General features: G+C 48.6%; 14 protein-coding genes, 3 tRNA genes and 2 rRNA genes. 9 read left to right on the top strand and 10 right to left on the bottom strand.

Annotated elements, in window-relative coordinates; all coding sequences use genetic code 11:
• Positions 1-78: 78 nt before the first annotated feature.
• The 4 genes from rrf (O1Q98_RS07045) (at position 79) to O1Q98_RS07030 (ending at position 579) form a co-directional block, all read left to right on the top strand.
• A 5S ribosomal RNA gene (gene rrf / locus O1Q98_RS07045) occupies positions 79-194 on the top strand.
• 14 nt (positions 195-208) lie between these two features.
• Positions 209-284 (top strand) — tRNA-Thr (locus O1Q98_RS07040).
• Between the two features lie 38 nt (positions 285-322).
• Positions 323-438 (top strand): 5S ribosomal RNA (rrf, locus tag O1Q98_RS07035).
• Between the two features lie 64 nt (positions 439-502).
• A tRNA-Asp gene (locus O1Q98_RS07030) sits at positions 503-579 on the top strand.
• Positions 580-1,222: 643 nt separating this feature from the next.
• Here O1Q98_RS07030 and O1Q98_RS07025 read toward each other — a convergent pair.
• The 6 genes from O1Q98_RS07025 to gloB all read right to left on the bottom strand — a co-directional run bounded on the left by O1Q98_RS07025 (position 1,223) and on the right by gloB (position 7,857).
• On the bottom strand, positions 1,223-1,444 hold the full coding sequence (locus O1Q98_RS07025) for an acyl carrier protein (RefSeq protein WP_125260387.1): 222 nt from the start codon (positions 1,442-1,444) through the stop codon (positions 1,223-1,225).
• Positions 1,445-1,461: 17 nt separating this feature from the next.
• Positions 1,462-2,898, bottom strand: coding sequence for an AMP-binding protein (locus O1Q98_RS07020; protein ID WP_125260386.1), 1,437 nt, complete (start codon positions 2,896-2,898; stop codon positions 1,462-1,464).
• The gene (locus O1Q98_RS07015; protein WP_125260398.1) at positions 2,895-4,013 is read right to left on the bottom strand and encodes a membrane-bound O-acyltransferase family protein; all 1,119 of its coding nucleotides are present in this window, start codon (positions 4,011-4,013) and stop codon (positions 2,895-2,897) included. Before O1Q98_RS07015 ends, O1Q98_RS07020 begins: the two co-directional genes overlap by 4 nt.
• 129 nt (positions 4,014-4,142) lie before the next feature.
• On the bottom strand, positions 4,143-5,276 hold the full coding sequence (locus O1Q98_RS07010; protein WP_125260397.1) for a D-alanyl-lipoteichoic acid biosynthesis protein DltD: 1,134 nt from the start codon (positions 5,274-5,276) through the stop codon (positions 4,143-4,145).
• 336 nt (positions 5,277-5,612) lie between these two features.
• Positions 5,613-7,007 (bottom strand): murein transglycosylase D, encoded by a 1,395-nt coding sequence (gene mltD / locus O1Q98_RS07005; protein ID WP_125260385.1) that lies wholly within the window; start codon positions 7,005-7,007, stop codon positions 5,613-5,615.
• A 70-nt stretch (positions 7,008-7,077) separates the two neighbouring features.
• Complete coding sequence (gene gloB / locus O1Q98_RS07000) at positions 7,078-7,857, bottom strand: hydroxyacylglutathione hydrolase (protein ID WP_125260384.1); 780 nt, start codon at positions 7,855-7,857, stop codon at positions 7,078-7,080.
• Positions 7,858-7,911: 54 nt separating this feature from the next.
• Here gloB and O1Q98_RS06995 point away from each other — a divergent pair, with 54 nt between their 5' ends.
• Complete coding sequence (locus O1Q98_RS06995; RefSeq protein WP_125260383.1) at positions 7,912-8,637, top strand: class I SAM-dependent methyltransferase; 726 nt, start codon at positions 7,912-7,914, stop codon at positions 8,635-8,637.
• Positions 8,638-8,665: 28 nt separating this feature from the next.
• Here O1Q98_RS06995 and rnhA read toward each other — a convergent pair whose 3' ends face one another.
• Entirely contained in the window at positions 8,666-9,226 is a 561-nt protein-coding gene (rnhA, locus tag O1Q98_RS06990; protein WP_164513022.1) for a ribonuclease HI, read from the bottom strand.
• On the opposite strand from rnhA, the gene dnaQ reads away from it, so the two are divergent.
• Positions 9,180-9,914 (top strand): DNA polymerase III subunit epsilon, encoded by a 735-nt coding sequence (dnaQ, locus tag O1Q98_RS06985; RefSeq protein WP_125260381.1) that lies wholly within the window; start codon positions 9,180-9,182, stop codon positions 9,912-9,914. The genes rnhA and dnaQ overlap by 47 nt on opposite strands.
• Positions 9,915-10,047: 133 nt before the next feature.
• A tRNA-Asp gene (locus tag O1Q98_RS06980) sits at positions 10,048-10,124 on the top strand.
• Positions 10,125-10,357: 233 nt separating this feature from the next.
• Here O1Q98_RS06980 and speD read toward each other — a convergent pair.
• The 3 genes from speD to O1Q98_RS06965 all read right to left on the bottom strand — a co-directional run bounded on the left by speD (position 10,358) and on the right by O1Q98_RS06965 (position 12,501).
• On the bottom strand, positions 10,358-11,152 hold the full coding sequence (speD, locus tag O1Q98_RS06975; protein ID WP_125260380.1) for an adenosylmethionine decarboxylase: 795 nt from the start codon (positions 11,150-11,152) through the stop codon (positions 10,358-10,360).
• A 29-nt stretch (positions 11,153-11,181) separates the two neighbouring features.
• Positions 11,182-12,045 (bottom strand): polyamine aminopropyltransferase, encoded by an 864-nt coding sequence (gene speE / locus O1Q98_RS06970; RefSeq protein ID WP_125260379.1) that lies wholly within the window; start codon positions 12,043-12,045, stop codon positions 11,182-11,184.
• 111 nt (positions 12,046-12,156) lie between these two features.
• Positions 12,157-12,501: a YacC family pilotin-like protein gene (locus O1Q98_RS06965; RefSeq protein WP_125260378.1), complete on the bottom strand. Its 345-nt coding sequence runs from the start codon at positions 12,499-12,501 to the stop codon at positions 12,157-12,159.
• A gap of 223 nt (positions 12,502-12,724) precedes the next feature.
• Here O1Q98_RS06965 and O1Q98_RS06960 point away from each other — a divergent pair, with 223 nt between their 5' ends.
• Both O1Q98_RS06960 and O1Q98_RS06955 read left to right on the top strand, forming a co-directional pair.
• The gene (locus O1Q98_RS06960) at positions 12,725-14,329 is read left to right on the top strand and encodes an ABC transporter permease (RefSeq protein ID WP_125260377.1); all 1,605 of its coding nucleotides are present in this window, start codon (positions 12,725-12,727) and stop codon (positions 14,327-14,329) included.
• Positions 14,330-14,336: 7 nt separating this feature from the next.
• Positions 14,337-15,398, top strand: a complete 1,062-nt coding sequence (locus tag O1Q98_RS06955) for an ABC transporter ATP-binding protein (protein ID WP_125260396.1) — start codon at positions 14,337-14,339, stop codon at positions 15,396-15,398.
• Positions 15,399-15,413 lie beyond the last annotated feature (15 nt).

Raw genomic sequence — 15,413 nt, 5'->3', positions numbered from 1 at the left:
TCAGCTTGTTCAGAGATTGGTTCGGGTGGTTATGTGGAAGTGAGAGCGGAGCATAACGGCCGGAATGAAAAGAATTTGCCTGGCGGCGATAGCGCGGTGGTCCCACCTGACCCCATGCCGAACTCAGAAGTGAAACGCCGTAGCGCCGATGGTAGTGTGGGGTCTCCCCATGCGAGAGTAGGGAACTGCCAGGCATTAAATTGTGTGTGCTGATATGGCTCAGTTGGTAGAGCGCACCCTTGGTAAGGGTGAGGTCCCCAGTTCGACTCTGGGTATCAGCACCAGTTTAGTTAGGGATAATGTTCGGCAGAAAAAGAATTTGCCTGGCGGCGATAGCGCGGTGGTCCCACCTGACCCCATGCCGAACTCAGAAGTGAAACGCCGTAGCGCCGATGGTAGTGTGGGGTCTCCCCATGCGAGAGTAGGGAACTGCCAGGCTTCAAATTGTGGTGTAACAGCACCGGTTATCGAAATGACCTCTTCGATAACATACAGAATCGGTGGTGCGGTAGTTCAGTCGGTTAGAATACCGGCCTGTCACGCCGGGGGTCGCGGGTTCGAGTCCCGTCCGCACCGCCAACATAATCAAGCCCTGAGCATAAGCTCAGGGCTTTTTGCTATATGACGCAACCCAATAATGATTTTTCGCCTCGGTGTTGTCACGGTACTCCGGTATTCTTCTCTGCAAAAGTGAGCGTGAAAGCTCTCAATAAATCCGTTCTACTATATTCAATCATGAGAAATCCAATTGAGTCGCTTCCTGGGTTTGAATCATTCAGACCATTCAGACCATTCAGACAAAGAGGCGATCTCTTAGCAGCGAGTCTTTTTACATTGTAAGCACATCTGTTTGTCTTGTGGTGAGCGTAAATACGTTCCCAACGCAGTTGCTGCCAGCACTACAATGTCATGTTCCAACAGCGAATATCTGCTGTCTAACCAATGGTACTGGCATCGCGTTGCGATAAAAACACGTTGACTGATGTATGACTTCCTTAGTGTCTTGCTATTGGCCTTTCGTCAGAACTTTTTTGCCCTGGAGCCACCTAAAACGTCTGCCTCACGCAGGATAGTAATTAAAAATGAAGACGTGACTAATACCATAGGGATTAATCAGCAGAAGGGGGATTAGGATAAGGATATTGGGTTTGATGGCGAACAAACGCGCAGCGTTAGAATTGCAGAGTTGAGCCCTGCAGAGTATGCAGGGCGTAGAGAGACGTTAACCGCGATTCTCTTCAATGTAGCGAGCTAAATCCGCAGGAGTTTTCAGAACATTGGCCACTTCGGTCGGCGGGATCATGCAGCCGTATGTGTCTTGAACTTCCAGTACCAAATCCACGGCTAGAATCGAGTCGAGAATGTCAGACTCAATTAGCTCATCGTTAAACCCTACTTTGCGGGATAAAACCTTTTCAAACAGGGCAAGTATTTCTTGTTCCATAATTTTTCCTGAAGTCATTAATTTGTGCGAGCATGAGAGTCGAGCAATTTACGATCGATTTTGCCGTTAGGATTAAGCGGTAAGGCATCCTTGATGATAATTTGCGATGGCACCATGTAGTGAGGAATGACTTTTGACAGTGATGTCTTAATCGTTTCCGGTGCTAAGTGTGTCACACAAAAAGCGGCAAGGCGTAAAACACCACCGCCGGATTTCATCAATGGCAAAACGACGGCTTCATTAATCCCCTGCATGGCCAACAGGCGATTTTCAATCTCGTTGATTTCGATACGGTAGCCGTTAAGCTTGATCTGGCTGTCATTTCGTCCCTGGCAATAAATCAGTTGCCCATCTTCATAGCCGAGATCGCCGGTTTTGTAGCCACGATAGATCTCACTTTCCCGATGCAGCAACTTTTCAGCGTTCTCTCTTTCCAGGCCCAGATAGCCACGCATGACATTCTTACCCCAGATGATCAGCTCACCTTCAGCGGTAATTTCCATCCTGGATTCCGGCATCATTGTACCGACAGGGAGGACGTCATTTTCGCTGTGTAGAATGTCGTCAGTAATTTCGATAACCGTCGTGGCGATGGTGGCTTCGGTCGGGCCGTAGGAGTTGAGAATTTTGGCATGGGGGAAGCGACGACGGAGCTGCTTCACTAAGGCCTTGTTTAACACCTCGCCAATAAATATAAAGACACTGAGCGATGGCAAATATTCCGCATTAAACTGGGGGGAAAGCAGCCTTTGGTAGGAAAATGAAGGGGTGGAAACCCAGACAGAGACATCGTTGGTTTTCAGGCGCTCTAACCAGTTTTCTGCGGCGATATCCTCTTTGGCATTCAGCACGATATGTCCACCGGTTGCCAGGTTGGCCAACAGAGGGATCAATGAGAGATCGAAACTGAATACCGCGTGGTTCATCAGCACCGGTATGTCTGGCAATGCGAAATCCTGACGTACCCATTTCATGAAGTGCCACAAGCTTTCACGCCCAATTTGTACCCCTTTGGGTTTTCCCGTGCTGCCAGAGGTGAACATGATATACGCGAGATCCTGTTCAGCTAACACCTGGCCCTCTTCACCGGTAGCGATAAACTGCCTGGCGGCGACATCGTAATAGTAAGGTGCGCTTGCCAGTTGGCAAATCTCATTGAGGCGTTCTTTGGGGTAGATACAGTCTACCGGGATGTACGGGATGTTATGTAGCAGGCAGCTATAAATAGCGACGGCAAATTCGGCCTGCTGATGCCCATACAACACAACGGGTGTACCGGCTGGCTGCTGGCAATTCTGATAGCGCTGCCACCACTCTGTCACCGCAACAGAGAGCTGTTGCCAGGTTAGCGCCTCATCGCTGCCGCTAATCGCCAACTGATGTGGAGATGAAGGCTTGAGTAAAGCCGCACGCAGGAAATCCTGCAATTCATGAAGTTCGGTATGAAGGTTCATAGAGGTGACATTCCGCTAAAAATGTAAAGGGAGGCCGAAGCGCTTGCCAGCGTCAGAATTCGTCCCAAAAACACAATAACCGGATACTGTAGCCAGTTGCCGAACGCCTGACTACGTTTGGCTGACCACTGTAACATGTTGTGAGCAACAGAAATGGCGCCGAACAGCGCGCCGCTGATGATGTAGTGTTGTTCTAACCCGTTCCATGCCCCCATACAAAACAGCGTGCAGAAGATACCAATATTCTGCGCCAGCGTTTTGTTTTGACGGAAAAAGTCGAGTTTCATCAGATTCATATAAATCGGCATAAAGACCACATCTCTTAACCATTCAGACAAACTGATGTGGAAGCGCCGCCAAAAATCCTGTGGATTTTTAGCCAGAATTGGCATGTTGAAGTTGGCTGGAATATTCAGGCCAAATAAACGTCCGGCACCGATAGCCATATTACTGTAGCCAGCGAAGTCGAAATAAAGGTATGCACTGTATGCCAGCGACATCACGACACCAACGCTTAACGTGAATGGGCGATGGTTCCAGGATTGGATGACCAGACTATCTATCAACATGGCAAATAAAAACTTCTGAATAATACCGATAAAAATTTGTTCCATGGCAGGTAAAAACTGCTCACGGCTGATAGTAAAGGTTTTCTTATTGATGTCGCTAATCCAGGTACGCCAGCGATACATTGGGCCCGCTTGAATAATAAATGGCATAAACAGATAGCAACAATAGTGCAGAAAATTCTGACCATCTTTTTTGCTGCGATAAAGCAAGACATCAATTGCGCGAAAGGTCATAAATGAGAGACCAATCATGCCCCAATGGTTATTGAGATGCAGCTTGACTAAAAATAAGGGAAGCAGTGTCAGACTGACGGCTTGCCAGGTTTTTAGCCAGCCTTTTTCTTTCAGGGTAACGAGAATATAAAAGCTAAAGAAGACTGCCACAGGAACAAGGTAATCACCCTGGAAAATATATCCCCAGCCTAATGCGACCAGCGCAGAAATGGCAGCTAAATAAGTCAGCCGGTAACTGAATACTCTATTCACCAGCGCAAACAGCAATGCTGACAAAAATAGAAAGAAAAAGAATGCTCCAGAGCTGTACATCATTCACCTGTCAGAATTTTTGGTATTCAAAGTGCGCTTTTAAACTCATGCTGTCATCGACGGATGTCCATGCGACAATCGTAATGGCTAAAAAGAGATAAAGAAAAAAGAGGCGAATAGCATTTTTCATCATTTAAAACTCTCAGCAATAAAGCGATCCATCGCAACCCATGCCAGCTCAGTTGGGTGCAGGCTGTCCCAGTTCCAGCCATTCTGATAGGGCTGTGCATACATATCGAAGTAGGGCACCTGATTCTCTTCAAGAACAGCCGTAATCTGGCGATCTACCGGCCAGAACACATCAGTATTTCTAATTGACCAGGGGTTAATGGCATCGATAATGACGACGACCTGAACATGACGTTCTTTCAGCAGGTTAATGGTGGCTTTGAACGCCTGCATTTGCTTTTCAGCCGGCGGTTCAAGCCATTCATCCTGTGATGGGTCGCTCTCGAAAACAGATTTATCCATCCACAGCGTTTGGGGACTTTGCTGGCGAGACTTGTTCAGTTCGCGGGCATGTTCTAATTCTTTATCCCAGTCAGGCACCTTGTTGACGGCTAACTGCGAAGGCCAAGGCTGTGCTGGTTGAGGCGAAATCTGTAACCTGTCCAGCCAGTCGTTTTTTATCATTTCACAGAACGAGGCAAATTGATAACTCACCTCTTGCCAGATAATTGGCAGGTTCCAACCATGTATTTTCATTTGGTTAAATGTTAAATGGCTTATCTCACCTTCATCGATGTGCTGTAAATAATCGACCATGAAGGGGCGCGCCTTTGCATCATCCATCAATGGATTAAAGACGGGAGCAGGAAAGTTATCAGCAAAAATAGCGGGGGGAATACCTTTTGAATAAAAGCTATCGGGAGCCAGTAACAGCACGACCTTACTGTTAGCATTCAGCTCATTTTTAAAACGTGATAGCAACAAAAAATGGGTAATATTATCAACATAACTATCGCCATACGCGACCACGGGGCGATTTAATTGGTTGTTGAAGTAATTATAAAGCGCGTAATATTCATCTTCAGACGTAGAAATTTCCGATGCGCCTAAGATAAAAATCGCATTTCCCTGTAAAGCATGAGAAATCGTGGCTATTTTTTCCTTGTGTTCCTTTGGTGTTCCTTCCATCGTTCTTATCAATGGTTGGAATTTTAGGGCCGGATCAATGCTTGTCACCAGAGGAGGAACACTAAGAAACAGGACAGCCAGGGTAGCCATCATGATATGTAGGCAGAGAGTATTTTTGATTTTGATCATAAAAGTATGGCTATATGACTTTTACTTGTTTAAGGTTTGTTAATTCGCATCTTCACAGTCAATTGGACACTGTTTTTTTGCGATACTATATACCAGGCTTATCGTTAATGATGAGTATTGCCGTGTAACGGTATGTACAGTGTTTAAATGGCTACTGTTTCTATTGCGTTATTTACACTACGCGGATTCACTGACTAAATTTACTTTTATGATGGGTCAACACCCCGTGGCCATGGGCATACGTAGTGGCGAAAGGTCACTTGGATTGGGCAAAAAAAATGCCAGTCATATTAAATGACCGGCATTTTTTGTACTGATGTTTAAGCTGTTCAATCAGGACTCTGGTGATTCTCTGCGTGTTACGAAGAGCGTCAATCGATCGCCTGGCTGAACGTTGTTCTCTTTCATCGCAGCATTCCAGCGCATGACGTCGTTGATGTTGACCCCATGGCGTTTCGCAATACTGGCAAGAGAATCGCCTTTACGAACCTGATAAACGATAGAGCTTTGCTTGTTGCTGCCGACAATATCAGGAACCGTTGTCGCACTGGCTTTTGCAACTTGCAGCGTCTGCCCTACTTTTAGCGCGCTTCCCTTAAGGTGATTCCAGGTTTGCAAATCCTGAGCGCGTACGTTCATGCGTTTTGCAATGCTCGACAGCGTATCACCTGAACGTACTTTATATTCCTTGGTACGCGCTACCGCTTTGGGTTGCATGGCTCTTGCAGGCTGCACGTCAAGCGTATCGTTATCGGCCAAAGAACCTTTCAACTGTCCCACGTGAGACTTGGGTACCATAATGTAATGCGGGCCATTTGGATCGGTAACATTACGTGTGTAACCCGTGTTGTAGCTCTTAAGCTTGGTAACAGACAAACCCGCAAGTTCAGCGGCTTGTGTCAGTTCCATCTGCTGGCCTAAGTCAACCCGCGCCAACGCACGGTTTTCATTAGGTTTAGGCAGATCAATACCGTACTTCTTGCTGTTTTTGAGAATGTCACTCAGTGCCAACATCTTAGGCACGTACATTGACGTCTCATAAGGCAGTGCCAGCGCCCAATAATTTGTGGGGCGGCCTTTAGCCTTATTCGCCTTTACAGCTTGCATGATTCGGCCTTCGCCCGCATTGTAAGCGGCGATCGTGAGTAACCAATCGCCATCAAACATACGGTTCAGACGCTGCATAATGTCCAATGCAGCCGTTGTGGATGCAACCACATCACGACGCCCGTCATACCATTGGGTATGTTTCAACCCGTAATTGCGCCCGGTGCCAGGAACGATTTGCCAAAGCCCTACGGCATTGGCAGACGATCTGGCATTTGGGTCAAAAGCGCTCTCCACTATGGGTAGTAGTACTAGTTCCATCGGCATCTTACGTGCTCTAATCTGCTCGACTATCCAGTACATGTACGGCTCTGCCCGTAATGTTACATCGTGGAGATAGCTCTTATTTTTCAGGTAACGCTGTTTTTGCTCGCGGATCCGGCTATTTTCCGGAACCTCCATCTTCAGCTCGTCGCCAATGAAGTTCCACAGGTCTCGTTGCGCGATGCTTTCATCATCTAACCATCGCGCGCCGGTCTCTCGACCATTTGTGTACTTTCCTGCTTCACCTTGACCTGCCGAAGACAGACTCTGTGCATGCTGTTTGGATTGGGAGGTGTCATTCGTCACCTGACAACCAGACAGCAAGACCGAGGCGACGATAATCGCTTTAGTCTTCATATGTGTGTCAATAGTTGCTTAAAAGACAGACAATAATACTTTGATTGGCTATTCAGCACAACAAAAAACGTCAGAAATGATTTTTCATTGTGCGTAAATGCGCAAAAATTTGCCAATCCCCTTTGATGTCTGGATTAATAGACAATTTTCTTTTTAAATCAATGTCATGAGAACGTAAAAAAATATTTATTCTGCGTTCAAGCCCGATATTTGAGGGTATGGAAGCCTCTCCTTTCTCGTGTAATTGTCTGATTTTCAGTAAATAATCATGAATTTCATTATTTTCCGGCCAGACGTGATGAGCGAACTCCAGATTGGACAATGTGTATTCATGCGCACAACATACCAAGGTTTCATCAGGTAAATTCGTCAGGCGGATCAATGATTCGAACATTTGTTGCTCTGTCCCTTCAAAAATGCGACCACAGCCCGCAGAAAATAAGGTATCACCACAAAAAAGATAGGGCGGATTGTAGTAGGCAACGTGTCCAGCGGTATGCCCTGGCACGGAAAGAACAGAAAATCCCCATCCCGCCACGTTTACGACATCTCCCTCCTGTATGATGTGTGTCGTACCGTAGCGTTGAGTTTCATCAGGACCATAAATTTTGCAGTCAGGATAGTGCCTGACCAGTTGTTCAACGCCACCGGTGTGATCGTGATGATGATGAGTCAATAAAATGGCGCATGGAACAAGTTGGTGTTGTTCAAGTGCGTGCAGCACAGGCACGGCCTCTCCGGGGTCAACAATAACGCAAGGTTTTTTCCCTGAGCGATGTTCTGCTGGGTCATCATTGACCAGTAACCAGATGTAATTATCCTGAAAAGCAGAAACGCTGATAAGATTCATGATGCATCCTCATTCTTGCATGTCTTTGCACTTAGCCGAGGAAGATACTAGAACATGAAGCCAGCACAAATCTCGCAAAAATTCGTCGTGCCTGACTCATGGGAGAGTATTCCCTGGGGAGAGCATTACCGCCATACCTTGGATAGGGCACTCGCTCCGTGGTGGAGTAAGATTTTCGGCTTTCACCTGCTGAAGGTTGGTGCGTTGAGTGGCTCGATTGATAGTCAACTTTGCTCAATCCCACATCAGGTTACTATCCGTCAGGCCGGTCATTGTGCGGATGTGATTGCCGATCCCTGTCAGTTACCTTTTGCCGAAAAGTCGGTGGATGCTTGCCTGCTTGCCCATGTATTGCCGTATTCATCCGATCCTCATCGAGTGATCCGCGAAATCGATCGCGTGTTGATTAACGATGGCTGGATCATTCTCAGCGGATTTAACCCTATCAGTCTTATCGGCCTTGGCAAATTGTTGCCCGGCATGCGTAAACGCCAGCCCTATTGCAGCCGTATGTTTAGCCAGATGCGGGTAATGGACTGGCTGAGTTTGCTCAATTATGAAGTGTTGTCTCATGATTGCTTGCAGGTATTGCCGTGGCGAGAGTTGGAGCAAGGACGCTGGAATAATCGCTTACCTCTGCTCGGATGCCTTAACCTGATTATTGCCCGCAAACGCACAATTCCGTTAACGATGACGCCAATGAAAGTTCGGCTGCGTCACTCATCATTACGGCATCCGCTAGGTGTGATGAAGAGTTATCATACCCGTCATGATGAGTGAAGAAATAGGGCTATTCTTGCAATCGTCGTTATTCTGGTTGATATCCTGTATCGTCAAGCGTCGGAGCTCCTGCCGCCTGGCGGGCTAGCTCATCGCAGCGCTCATTTTCCGGGTGGCCGGCATGGCCCTTAACCCATAACCAATTTAACCGGTGGTGCTGAATCGCGTTATCCAGCCGTTGCCAGAGATCCACATTCTTGACCGGTTTTTTCTCGGCAGTTTTCCAGCCTCGCTTTTTCCAGTTATGGATCCACTGAGTGATCCCCTGGCGAACATATTGGCTATCGGTGCTGAGTGTGACATCACAGGGGGTGGTGAGTGTTTCGAGCGCAACAATAGCGGCCATTAACTCCATGCGGTTATTGGTCGTCAGACGATAGCCCGCGCTCAAGGCTTTTTCATGCTGTTTGTACCGCAGCAGCGCGCCATAACCACCAGGGCCTGGATTGCCAAGGCAAGAACCGTCGGTGAAAATCTCTACCTGTTTTCGCATCTCTGGTAGACTCTTATTCAAAAGCACAAGTCTGACATAAACGAAACCGATGAGCACTGGAATTACACGACAAATCGTTCTCGATACAGAAACCACCGGTATGAATAAGCTGGGGGTGCACTATGAAGGGCATAAAATCATTGAAATTGGTGCCGTTGAGGTTATTAACCGTCGTCTGACAGGGCGCCATTTCCATGTTTACCTCAAGCCTGATCGGTTGGTTGATCCTGAAGCGTATAACGTTCATGGCATTAGCGATGAGTTTCTCGCTGATAAACCAACCTATGCAGACGTCGCTGACGAGTTTCTCGATTTCATTCGCGGCGCAGAGCTGGTTATTCATAATGCTGCGTTTGATATCGGCTTTATGGACTATGAATTCCGGTTGCTGGGACGCAATATTCCGAAAACTGACACGTTCTGCACCATCACTGATAGCCTGTTGATGGCGCGTCGCTTGTTTCCCGGCAAGCGCAATAATCTGGATGCATTGTGCGATCGTTACCAGATAGACAACAGTAAACGTACGCTGCACGGCGCATTACTCGATGCCGAAATTCTGGCTGAAGTCTATCTGGCAATGACTGGCGGGCAGACCTCGCTGGCGTTTTCGACTGACGGGGAAAATCAGCAGCAGGTGACACAGAGTGAGACTATTCAGCGAATCACTCGCCCAGCCTCATCATTGACCGTGTTGTATGCTGGTGAAGAGGAACTGGCGGCCCATGAGCAGCGCCTGGATTTGATTATGAAAAAGGGTGGAAATTGCCTATGGCGTAACTGACCCGCGCGCTATCGGGCCGTTGTGATCGTTTTATGCTGAAAATGTAAGCAAACAGAAGTAGTTAGTAATAAAAAACGTTGACGCAAACGGTGGCTACTCGTAATATTCACCTCGCTCTCACAGAGCACAGCGCGGTGCGGTAGTTCAGTCGGTTAGAATACCGGCCTGTCACGCCGGGGGTCGCGGGTTCGAGTCCCGTCCGCACCGCCAATTATTTCTAAGCCCTGAATCGAAAGATTCAGGGTTTTTTGCTTTTAATTCGAAAATGATTTTCATCACCATCACCATCACCATCACCGCAGAAATGTTGTCTTTACGCGCTTTTCGTGTGTGAGGACATGATGAGTCAACATGGATAGGCGATACGCAATGGATGTGTATGTAGTGCAAGAAAAAAGTATCGAATTGATAAGCCTGGAGAAAACCTCCAGGCTATTGCGATATCACACTGTGGCGATATTTCTACCGTAGTAGATTTCCTGCATTTCCCGATAGAGCAAATCGGTAATGCGTTTCCGTTCTTGTGGGCTCAATTCTTCAGGGCTGACGTTAAACAGGTAGTGCCTGAGATCAAAATCTTTCAGCAGCATTTTGGTGTGAAACATGTTTTCCTGGTAAACATTGACGTCCATTAAATGGTAGAGCGATTTCATATCATCTGACATGAAGTTCTGAATAGAATTGATTTTATGGTCGATGAAATGTTTGACGCCGTTGATATCACGAGTAAAGCCACGCACCCGATAATCTATGGTGACAATATCTGATTCTAACTGATGGATCAGGTAGTTAAGTGCTTTTAGCGGCGAAATGACGCCACAGGTAGACACCTCAATATCCGCGCGAAATGTACACAATCCCCCGCCAGGATGGCTTTCTGGGTAGGTATGTACGCAGATATGGCTCTTGTCGAGGTGAGCGACTACCGCATTTGGCAATGGGCCGGGATGCTCGGATGTGTCCACATCGCGAGGGTCCATGGGTTCTTCGCTGACCAGTATGGTGACGCTGGCTCCTTGTGGCTCGTAATCCTGACGAGCAATATTCAAAATATTGGCGCCGATAATGGAGCAGGTTTCACTGAGAATTTCTGTCAGACGGTTCGCGTTGTACTGTTCATCAATGTACGCAATATAGCCATCTCGATCGGCTGGCGTCTTTGCGTAGCAGATATCGTAGATACAAAAACTCAGGCTTTTGGTCAGGTTGTTAAAGCCATGTAGTTTCAGCTTTTGCAATTTAACTCACCCCCTTATGATGCCTGCAATCAGCACTCGGCTGACAAGGCATTCAGTAGATATTGTGGCAGAGCAAAGCTGCCGATATGAATGGCCGGATTATAGTAACGGCATGTGATGCCCGCAGCATCAAAACGCTGCTGTAACGTATCTGGTGTGATGGCTCGCAATGCAGGGTTATGACTTGCCCAGGCAAACGTCATGATGCCGCCATAGTAGGTCGGAATGGCGGTTTGATAAAAACTCACATCGCTGAAATATGACGTCAGTTTCTGATGGCTGTTAACGGCTTCGTCTTGTTGCAGAAAGCAGACGCCGTTTTGCGCCACGAAGATGCCGCCTTCATTCAGGCAGCGTGCGCAGCCTTGATAAAAATCCGATGTAAACAGGCTTTCACCTGGCCCAATCGGGTCGGTGCAGTCGGAAATAATGACGTCGAATGTATCCTGGCAGGCGTTAACGAAGTTTACGCCATCGTCGATGACGAGCTGAAAGCGAGGGTCGTCGTAAGCGCCAGCGCTGTGATTGGGCAGATATTGGCGGCAGAATTCAACCACGCCGGCATCGATTTCAACCATGGTAATCTGCTCGATGCCCTGGTGACGGCATACTTCTCGCAGCATACCGCCGTCGCCGCCGCCGATAATCAGGACTCGTTTGGCATTGCCGTGCGCCAGTAATGGCACGTGGGTCATCATTTCGTGGTAGATGAATTCATCGCGCTCGGTGGTTTGCACCACGCCGTCTAATGCCATTACACGGCCAAGTGCCGCATTTTCGAAAATGATCAGATCCTGATGGTCAGTCTTTTGGTGGTAGATAACCTGGTCTATTGAAAAATACTGACCGAAATTTGCATGCAGGGTTTCATACCAAATCTCTTTCCGGGCCATGTCAGGGCTTCCTCCGCGATAACAGCCATGAAAATTGGCGCGCTATGATAGCTAACTCTCAGGGGGCTTGCACGGTCAAATTTCACGCAGTGCGGAGGATTTTTCGCATCATCAGGGGGTGGCAAGCAGACTGAGTGAATTACGTGCCAGTGACTGGCACTTTTTCGGCGTGGCAATCGCGATACCGCTTAAATCGCGATAACTGGCTTCACCCAGCGCTATCATGTCGAATTGGCTATAGTTACTTAAGTCCCAACGATTTTGCTGGGCAAAACCGACCAATGCCCGACGAATCTGATCGTTAGGGAGGTCTTTATAACCGCAATTGTTTTTCAGGTAGACAAATATCGCCGTAAGATCCGCGAGATCCTCGGCTTCAAAATCATTCAATGCCTGACTGGCGGAGGAGAAGCCCAACAGAGAGAGCAAAAGCAGCACCAGCGCGGAGTGTTTCATAATTCAACCTGTCTCATCATCCATTAACTGACGTTATTGCAGTTACCGAGCGATATTTCAAGTTTTATTGAATCAGGTTGTGCTGCGCGAGGGAAGGGCCTGTAAGCGGGCTTTTTGTGCCAATGGCGTAATTACCGGCTATTTATCAACGTTTGATGCCATGACGTCGGCGTCAGGCTTTGATATTAATAGTACAGTTCAAATTTAACGTACCGATATTCCAATGACTTCAGGTATCTGGCGCATCAGCAGTGTGCTGTTGGCGGGAATATTCTTGTTCCCGGTAGTGGCAGTGGTCGCAATGGCGCTGAGTGCGTCTGGCGATGCTGTCTCGGTATTATCGCGCGCCTTACCCGTCTATGGCATCACGTCGCTGATGTTGGTGTCCGGTTGTGTACTGTTTGGCCTGTCGTTGGCATTACCATTAGCCTGGTTGATGGCGAATTACCGTTTTTCCGGCCAGCGATGGTTGCATCGCGCATTATTACTGCCGTTGGCTGTGCCTGGCTATTTGCTGGCGGCGGTATACGGCGATGTGATTGGTTACGAAGGCCCGGTCAAGCAAACGCTGTATGCATTGTCATTTGACGTTGAATCTATGCCGCAGTCAGCCTGGCAACTTGGGGGAAGAGCAGCGTGCGCCAGTCTGTGTCTGGCGCTGGTGTTGTTTCCCTATATCTATTTGCTGGTGCGAACGGCGTTAATGTCGCAGCCTGTTGGTTTCAGGCAGGCGGCGTATTTGATGAACCACAGTCGTGCCCAGGTGTTTTGGCGAGTGGTGTTTCCTATGGCGCGCCCGGCCATCGCACTCGGTGTTGTGGTGATGATGGCGGAGGCCCTGAGTGATTACGGCGTTTCCTCCTATTTTTCTCTGCGTACTATCACCACCGCTGGGCTGGATTTGTGGCGCGATAAAGCGCAGCACGCGAATGCCGCCCTGTTGATGTCATTACTGGTGCCGTTGAGCGTCTTGATGTTGTGGCAAGGGCGTCGTAGCCGTGAGCGGCAATTACGTTATCAGGCTGGCAATAAACCGGTGGATGAGTTGCCAATGCTATACGGCTGGCGGCGTTTCATGACGTTATTTTTCGGCACCATGCTGGTTGTCATCGCGTTTGTGATTCCCGTCGGGCGGCTTATTTTCTGGGCGGTTATTTCGGAGTCACCCACCTGGAGCCTGCCTTTCCTGCTGGCTTTTATCTGTAGCCTGCTTGCCTCTTCAAGCACGACACTGCTGGTTATTGGTCTGGCATTGGTTTGTGTGTTTGATCTTAAAGCGGTTGGTAATCTGACTTACCGTAACCCATTGCGCTGGCTTAACCTGAATCGCCTGTTGCCCTCAACGTTGCTGGGGATGGGCTTGTTAGTGCCATTTTTGGGGTTGGATGCCTGGCATGCTGCGTCTGGTGGGGGGAATGATGAGCCCTGGGCCGGTTCTATACTGGTACTGGTTCTGTCCTACTGCATGCGCTTTAGTGCGTTACTGTTAGACCGACTGCAAATTCGCCTTTCCCGGCTGCCATCAGCCATGAATCATATTAGTCAATCAATGGGTTATACCCCGGCGCAGCAGGTTTTATGGGTCTATTTACCGCAGGTGCGCCATTGCCTGATTGTCGGTATCGTCCTGGTGTTTACTGAAAGTTTACGTGAGCTGAATATATCGTTGTTTTTGCAGCCGTTTGAAATAGAAACCATGGCGACCTATGTGTTTCGTTTCATTATGGATGAGCGATTGCCTCTCGTCGCTACACCGGCATTGATGCTGGTTGCCGTGGGGATGATCCCGCTGTTTGGCATCACCCGTTTGATGAACATGGAGGGATAGGGGAATGATGACGACTCCCGAGATGTTGAACGTTGCGTCGCTGAGTTGCCGTTATCCGCAGCATGACGTATTGGAAAACGTGAGTTTCTCCATTCATGCCGGTGAAATGGTATGCCTGCTGGGGGCCAGCGGCGACGGTAAAACGACCTTACTTAAAGTCATTGCAGGGCTACAGCCGCTGGATAAAGGCCGTATTACCATTGCCGGACAGCGCGTGGGTGAGTCGCCTTCTCCGCAAGAGGCGTCGCCCCGCCCGGTGGGAATGGTGTTTCAGGACGATGTCCTGTTTCCGCATTTAACGGTCATGGAAAACATCACCTTCGGTTTGCGTGGCAAATCGGCAGAAGAAATCAGCACCATGGCGATGGATGCGGTAACGCTAATGAAACTGGAGGCCGTCACTCGCAATTATCCTCATGAATTGTCTAAAGAACAGCACCAGCGTGCGGCGATTGCCCGTTCGCTGGCGGGCCAACCGAGATTACTGCTGCTCGATGAGCCTTTTGCGACGGTGGATAGCCAGATTCGTTATCGACTCATCAGCGAATTGCGCCATATTTTACGCCAGCGCCAGATTGCGGCGCTGTTTGCAACATCCGACAGGGAAGATGGGTTTGCCTTTGCCGATCATCTGATTTTGATTCATGAAGGCGGCGTGGTGCAGCAAGGATTTTCGGCGGATTTGTACTACCGGCCCGTTAATCGCTATGTGGCCGATTTTATGGGAAATGCTAACTATCTCCCGGTAAAAATCAGTGGGGACAGGCAATGGCAGAGTTTTCTTGGCGAACATCAGGCGACGCGTGCTCTGAAACTGGCGCATGGCGCACGCTATGACTGGCTCGTCAGGCCGCAGGAGATAGCCCTTGCTTTGGATGAGGAGGGGCCAGGCATCATTGTTGACCGGCTCTTTATGGGCAATAGTCACTTTTACCGCGTGCATGTCAATGAACTGGAATTGCAGGTGCAAAGTGGCAACTGGTTTGAGGCCGGGCAGCCGGTAAGACTGAGCATCCGTACTGATTTGCCGGTGCTGTTTGCGCCGGAAAAAATCAATGATGCGGTGTAGTCGGTGTTATTCGGT

Origin of the sequence: Dickeya lacustris (assembly GCF_029635795.1) — a bacterium.
Taxonomy (GTDB): domain Bacteria; phylum Pseudomonadota; class Gammaproteobacteria; order Enterobacterales; family Enterobacteriaceae; genus Dickeya; species Dickeya lacustris.
The sequence above is the reverse complement of the archived record's forward strand: the minus strand, read 5'-3'. Positions and strand labels throughout refer to the sequence as shown.

Bases quoted from the DNA above. Each gene is read 5' to 3' on its own strand.
- mltD (WP_125260385.1), bottom strand. From the start codon at position 7,007: ATGAAGACTAAAGCGATTATCGTCGCCTCGGTCTTGCTGTCTGGTTGT.
- O1Q98_RS07020 (WP_125260386.1), bottom strand. From the start codon at position 2,898: ATGAACCTTCATACCGAACTTCATGAATTGCAGGATTTCCTGCGTGCG.
- O1Q98_RS07015 (WP_125260398.1), bottom strand. From the start codon at position 4,013: ATGTACAGCTCTGGAGCATTCTTTTTCTTTCTATTTTTGTCAGCATTG.
- dnaQ (WP_125260381.1), top strand. From the start codon at position 9,180: ATGAGCACTGGAATTACACGACAAATCGTTCTCGATACAGAAACCACC.
- gloB (WP_125260384.1), bottom strand. From the start codon at position 7,857: ATGAATCTTATCAGCGTTTCTGCTTTTCAGGATAATTACATCTGGTTA.
- O1Q98_RS06955 (WP_125260396.1), top strand. From the start codon at position 14,337: ATGACGACTCCCGAGATGTTGAACGTTGCGTCGCTGAGTTGCCGTTAT.
- O1Q98_RS07025 (WP_125260387.1), bottom strand. From the start codon at position 1,444: ATGGAACAAGAAATACTTGCCCTGTTTGAAAAGGTTTTATCCCGCAAA.
- O1Q98_RS06960 (WP_125260377.1), top strand. From the start codon at position 12,725: ATGACTTCAGGTATCTGGCGCATCAGCAGTGTGCTGTTGGCGGGAATA.
- O1Q98_RS06995 (WP_125260383.1), top strand. From the start codon at position 7,912: ATGAAGCCAGCACAAATCTCGCAAAAATTCGTCGTGCCTGACTCATGG.
- O1Q98_RS06965 (WP_125260378.1), bottom strand. From the start codon at position 12,501: ATGAAACACTCCGCGCTGGTGCTGCTTTTGCTCTCTCTGTTGGGCTTC.
- speE (WP_125260379.1), bottom strand. From the start codon at position 12,045: ATGGCCCGGAAAGAGATTTGGTATGAAACCCTGCATGCAAATTTCGGT.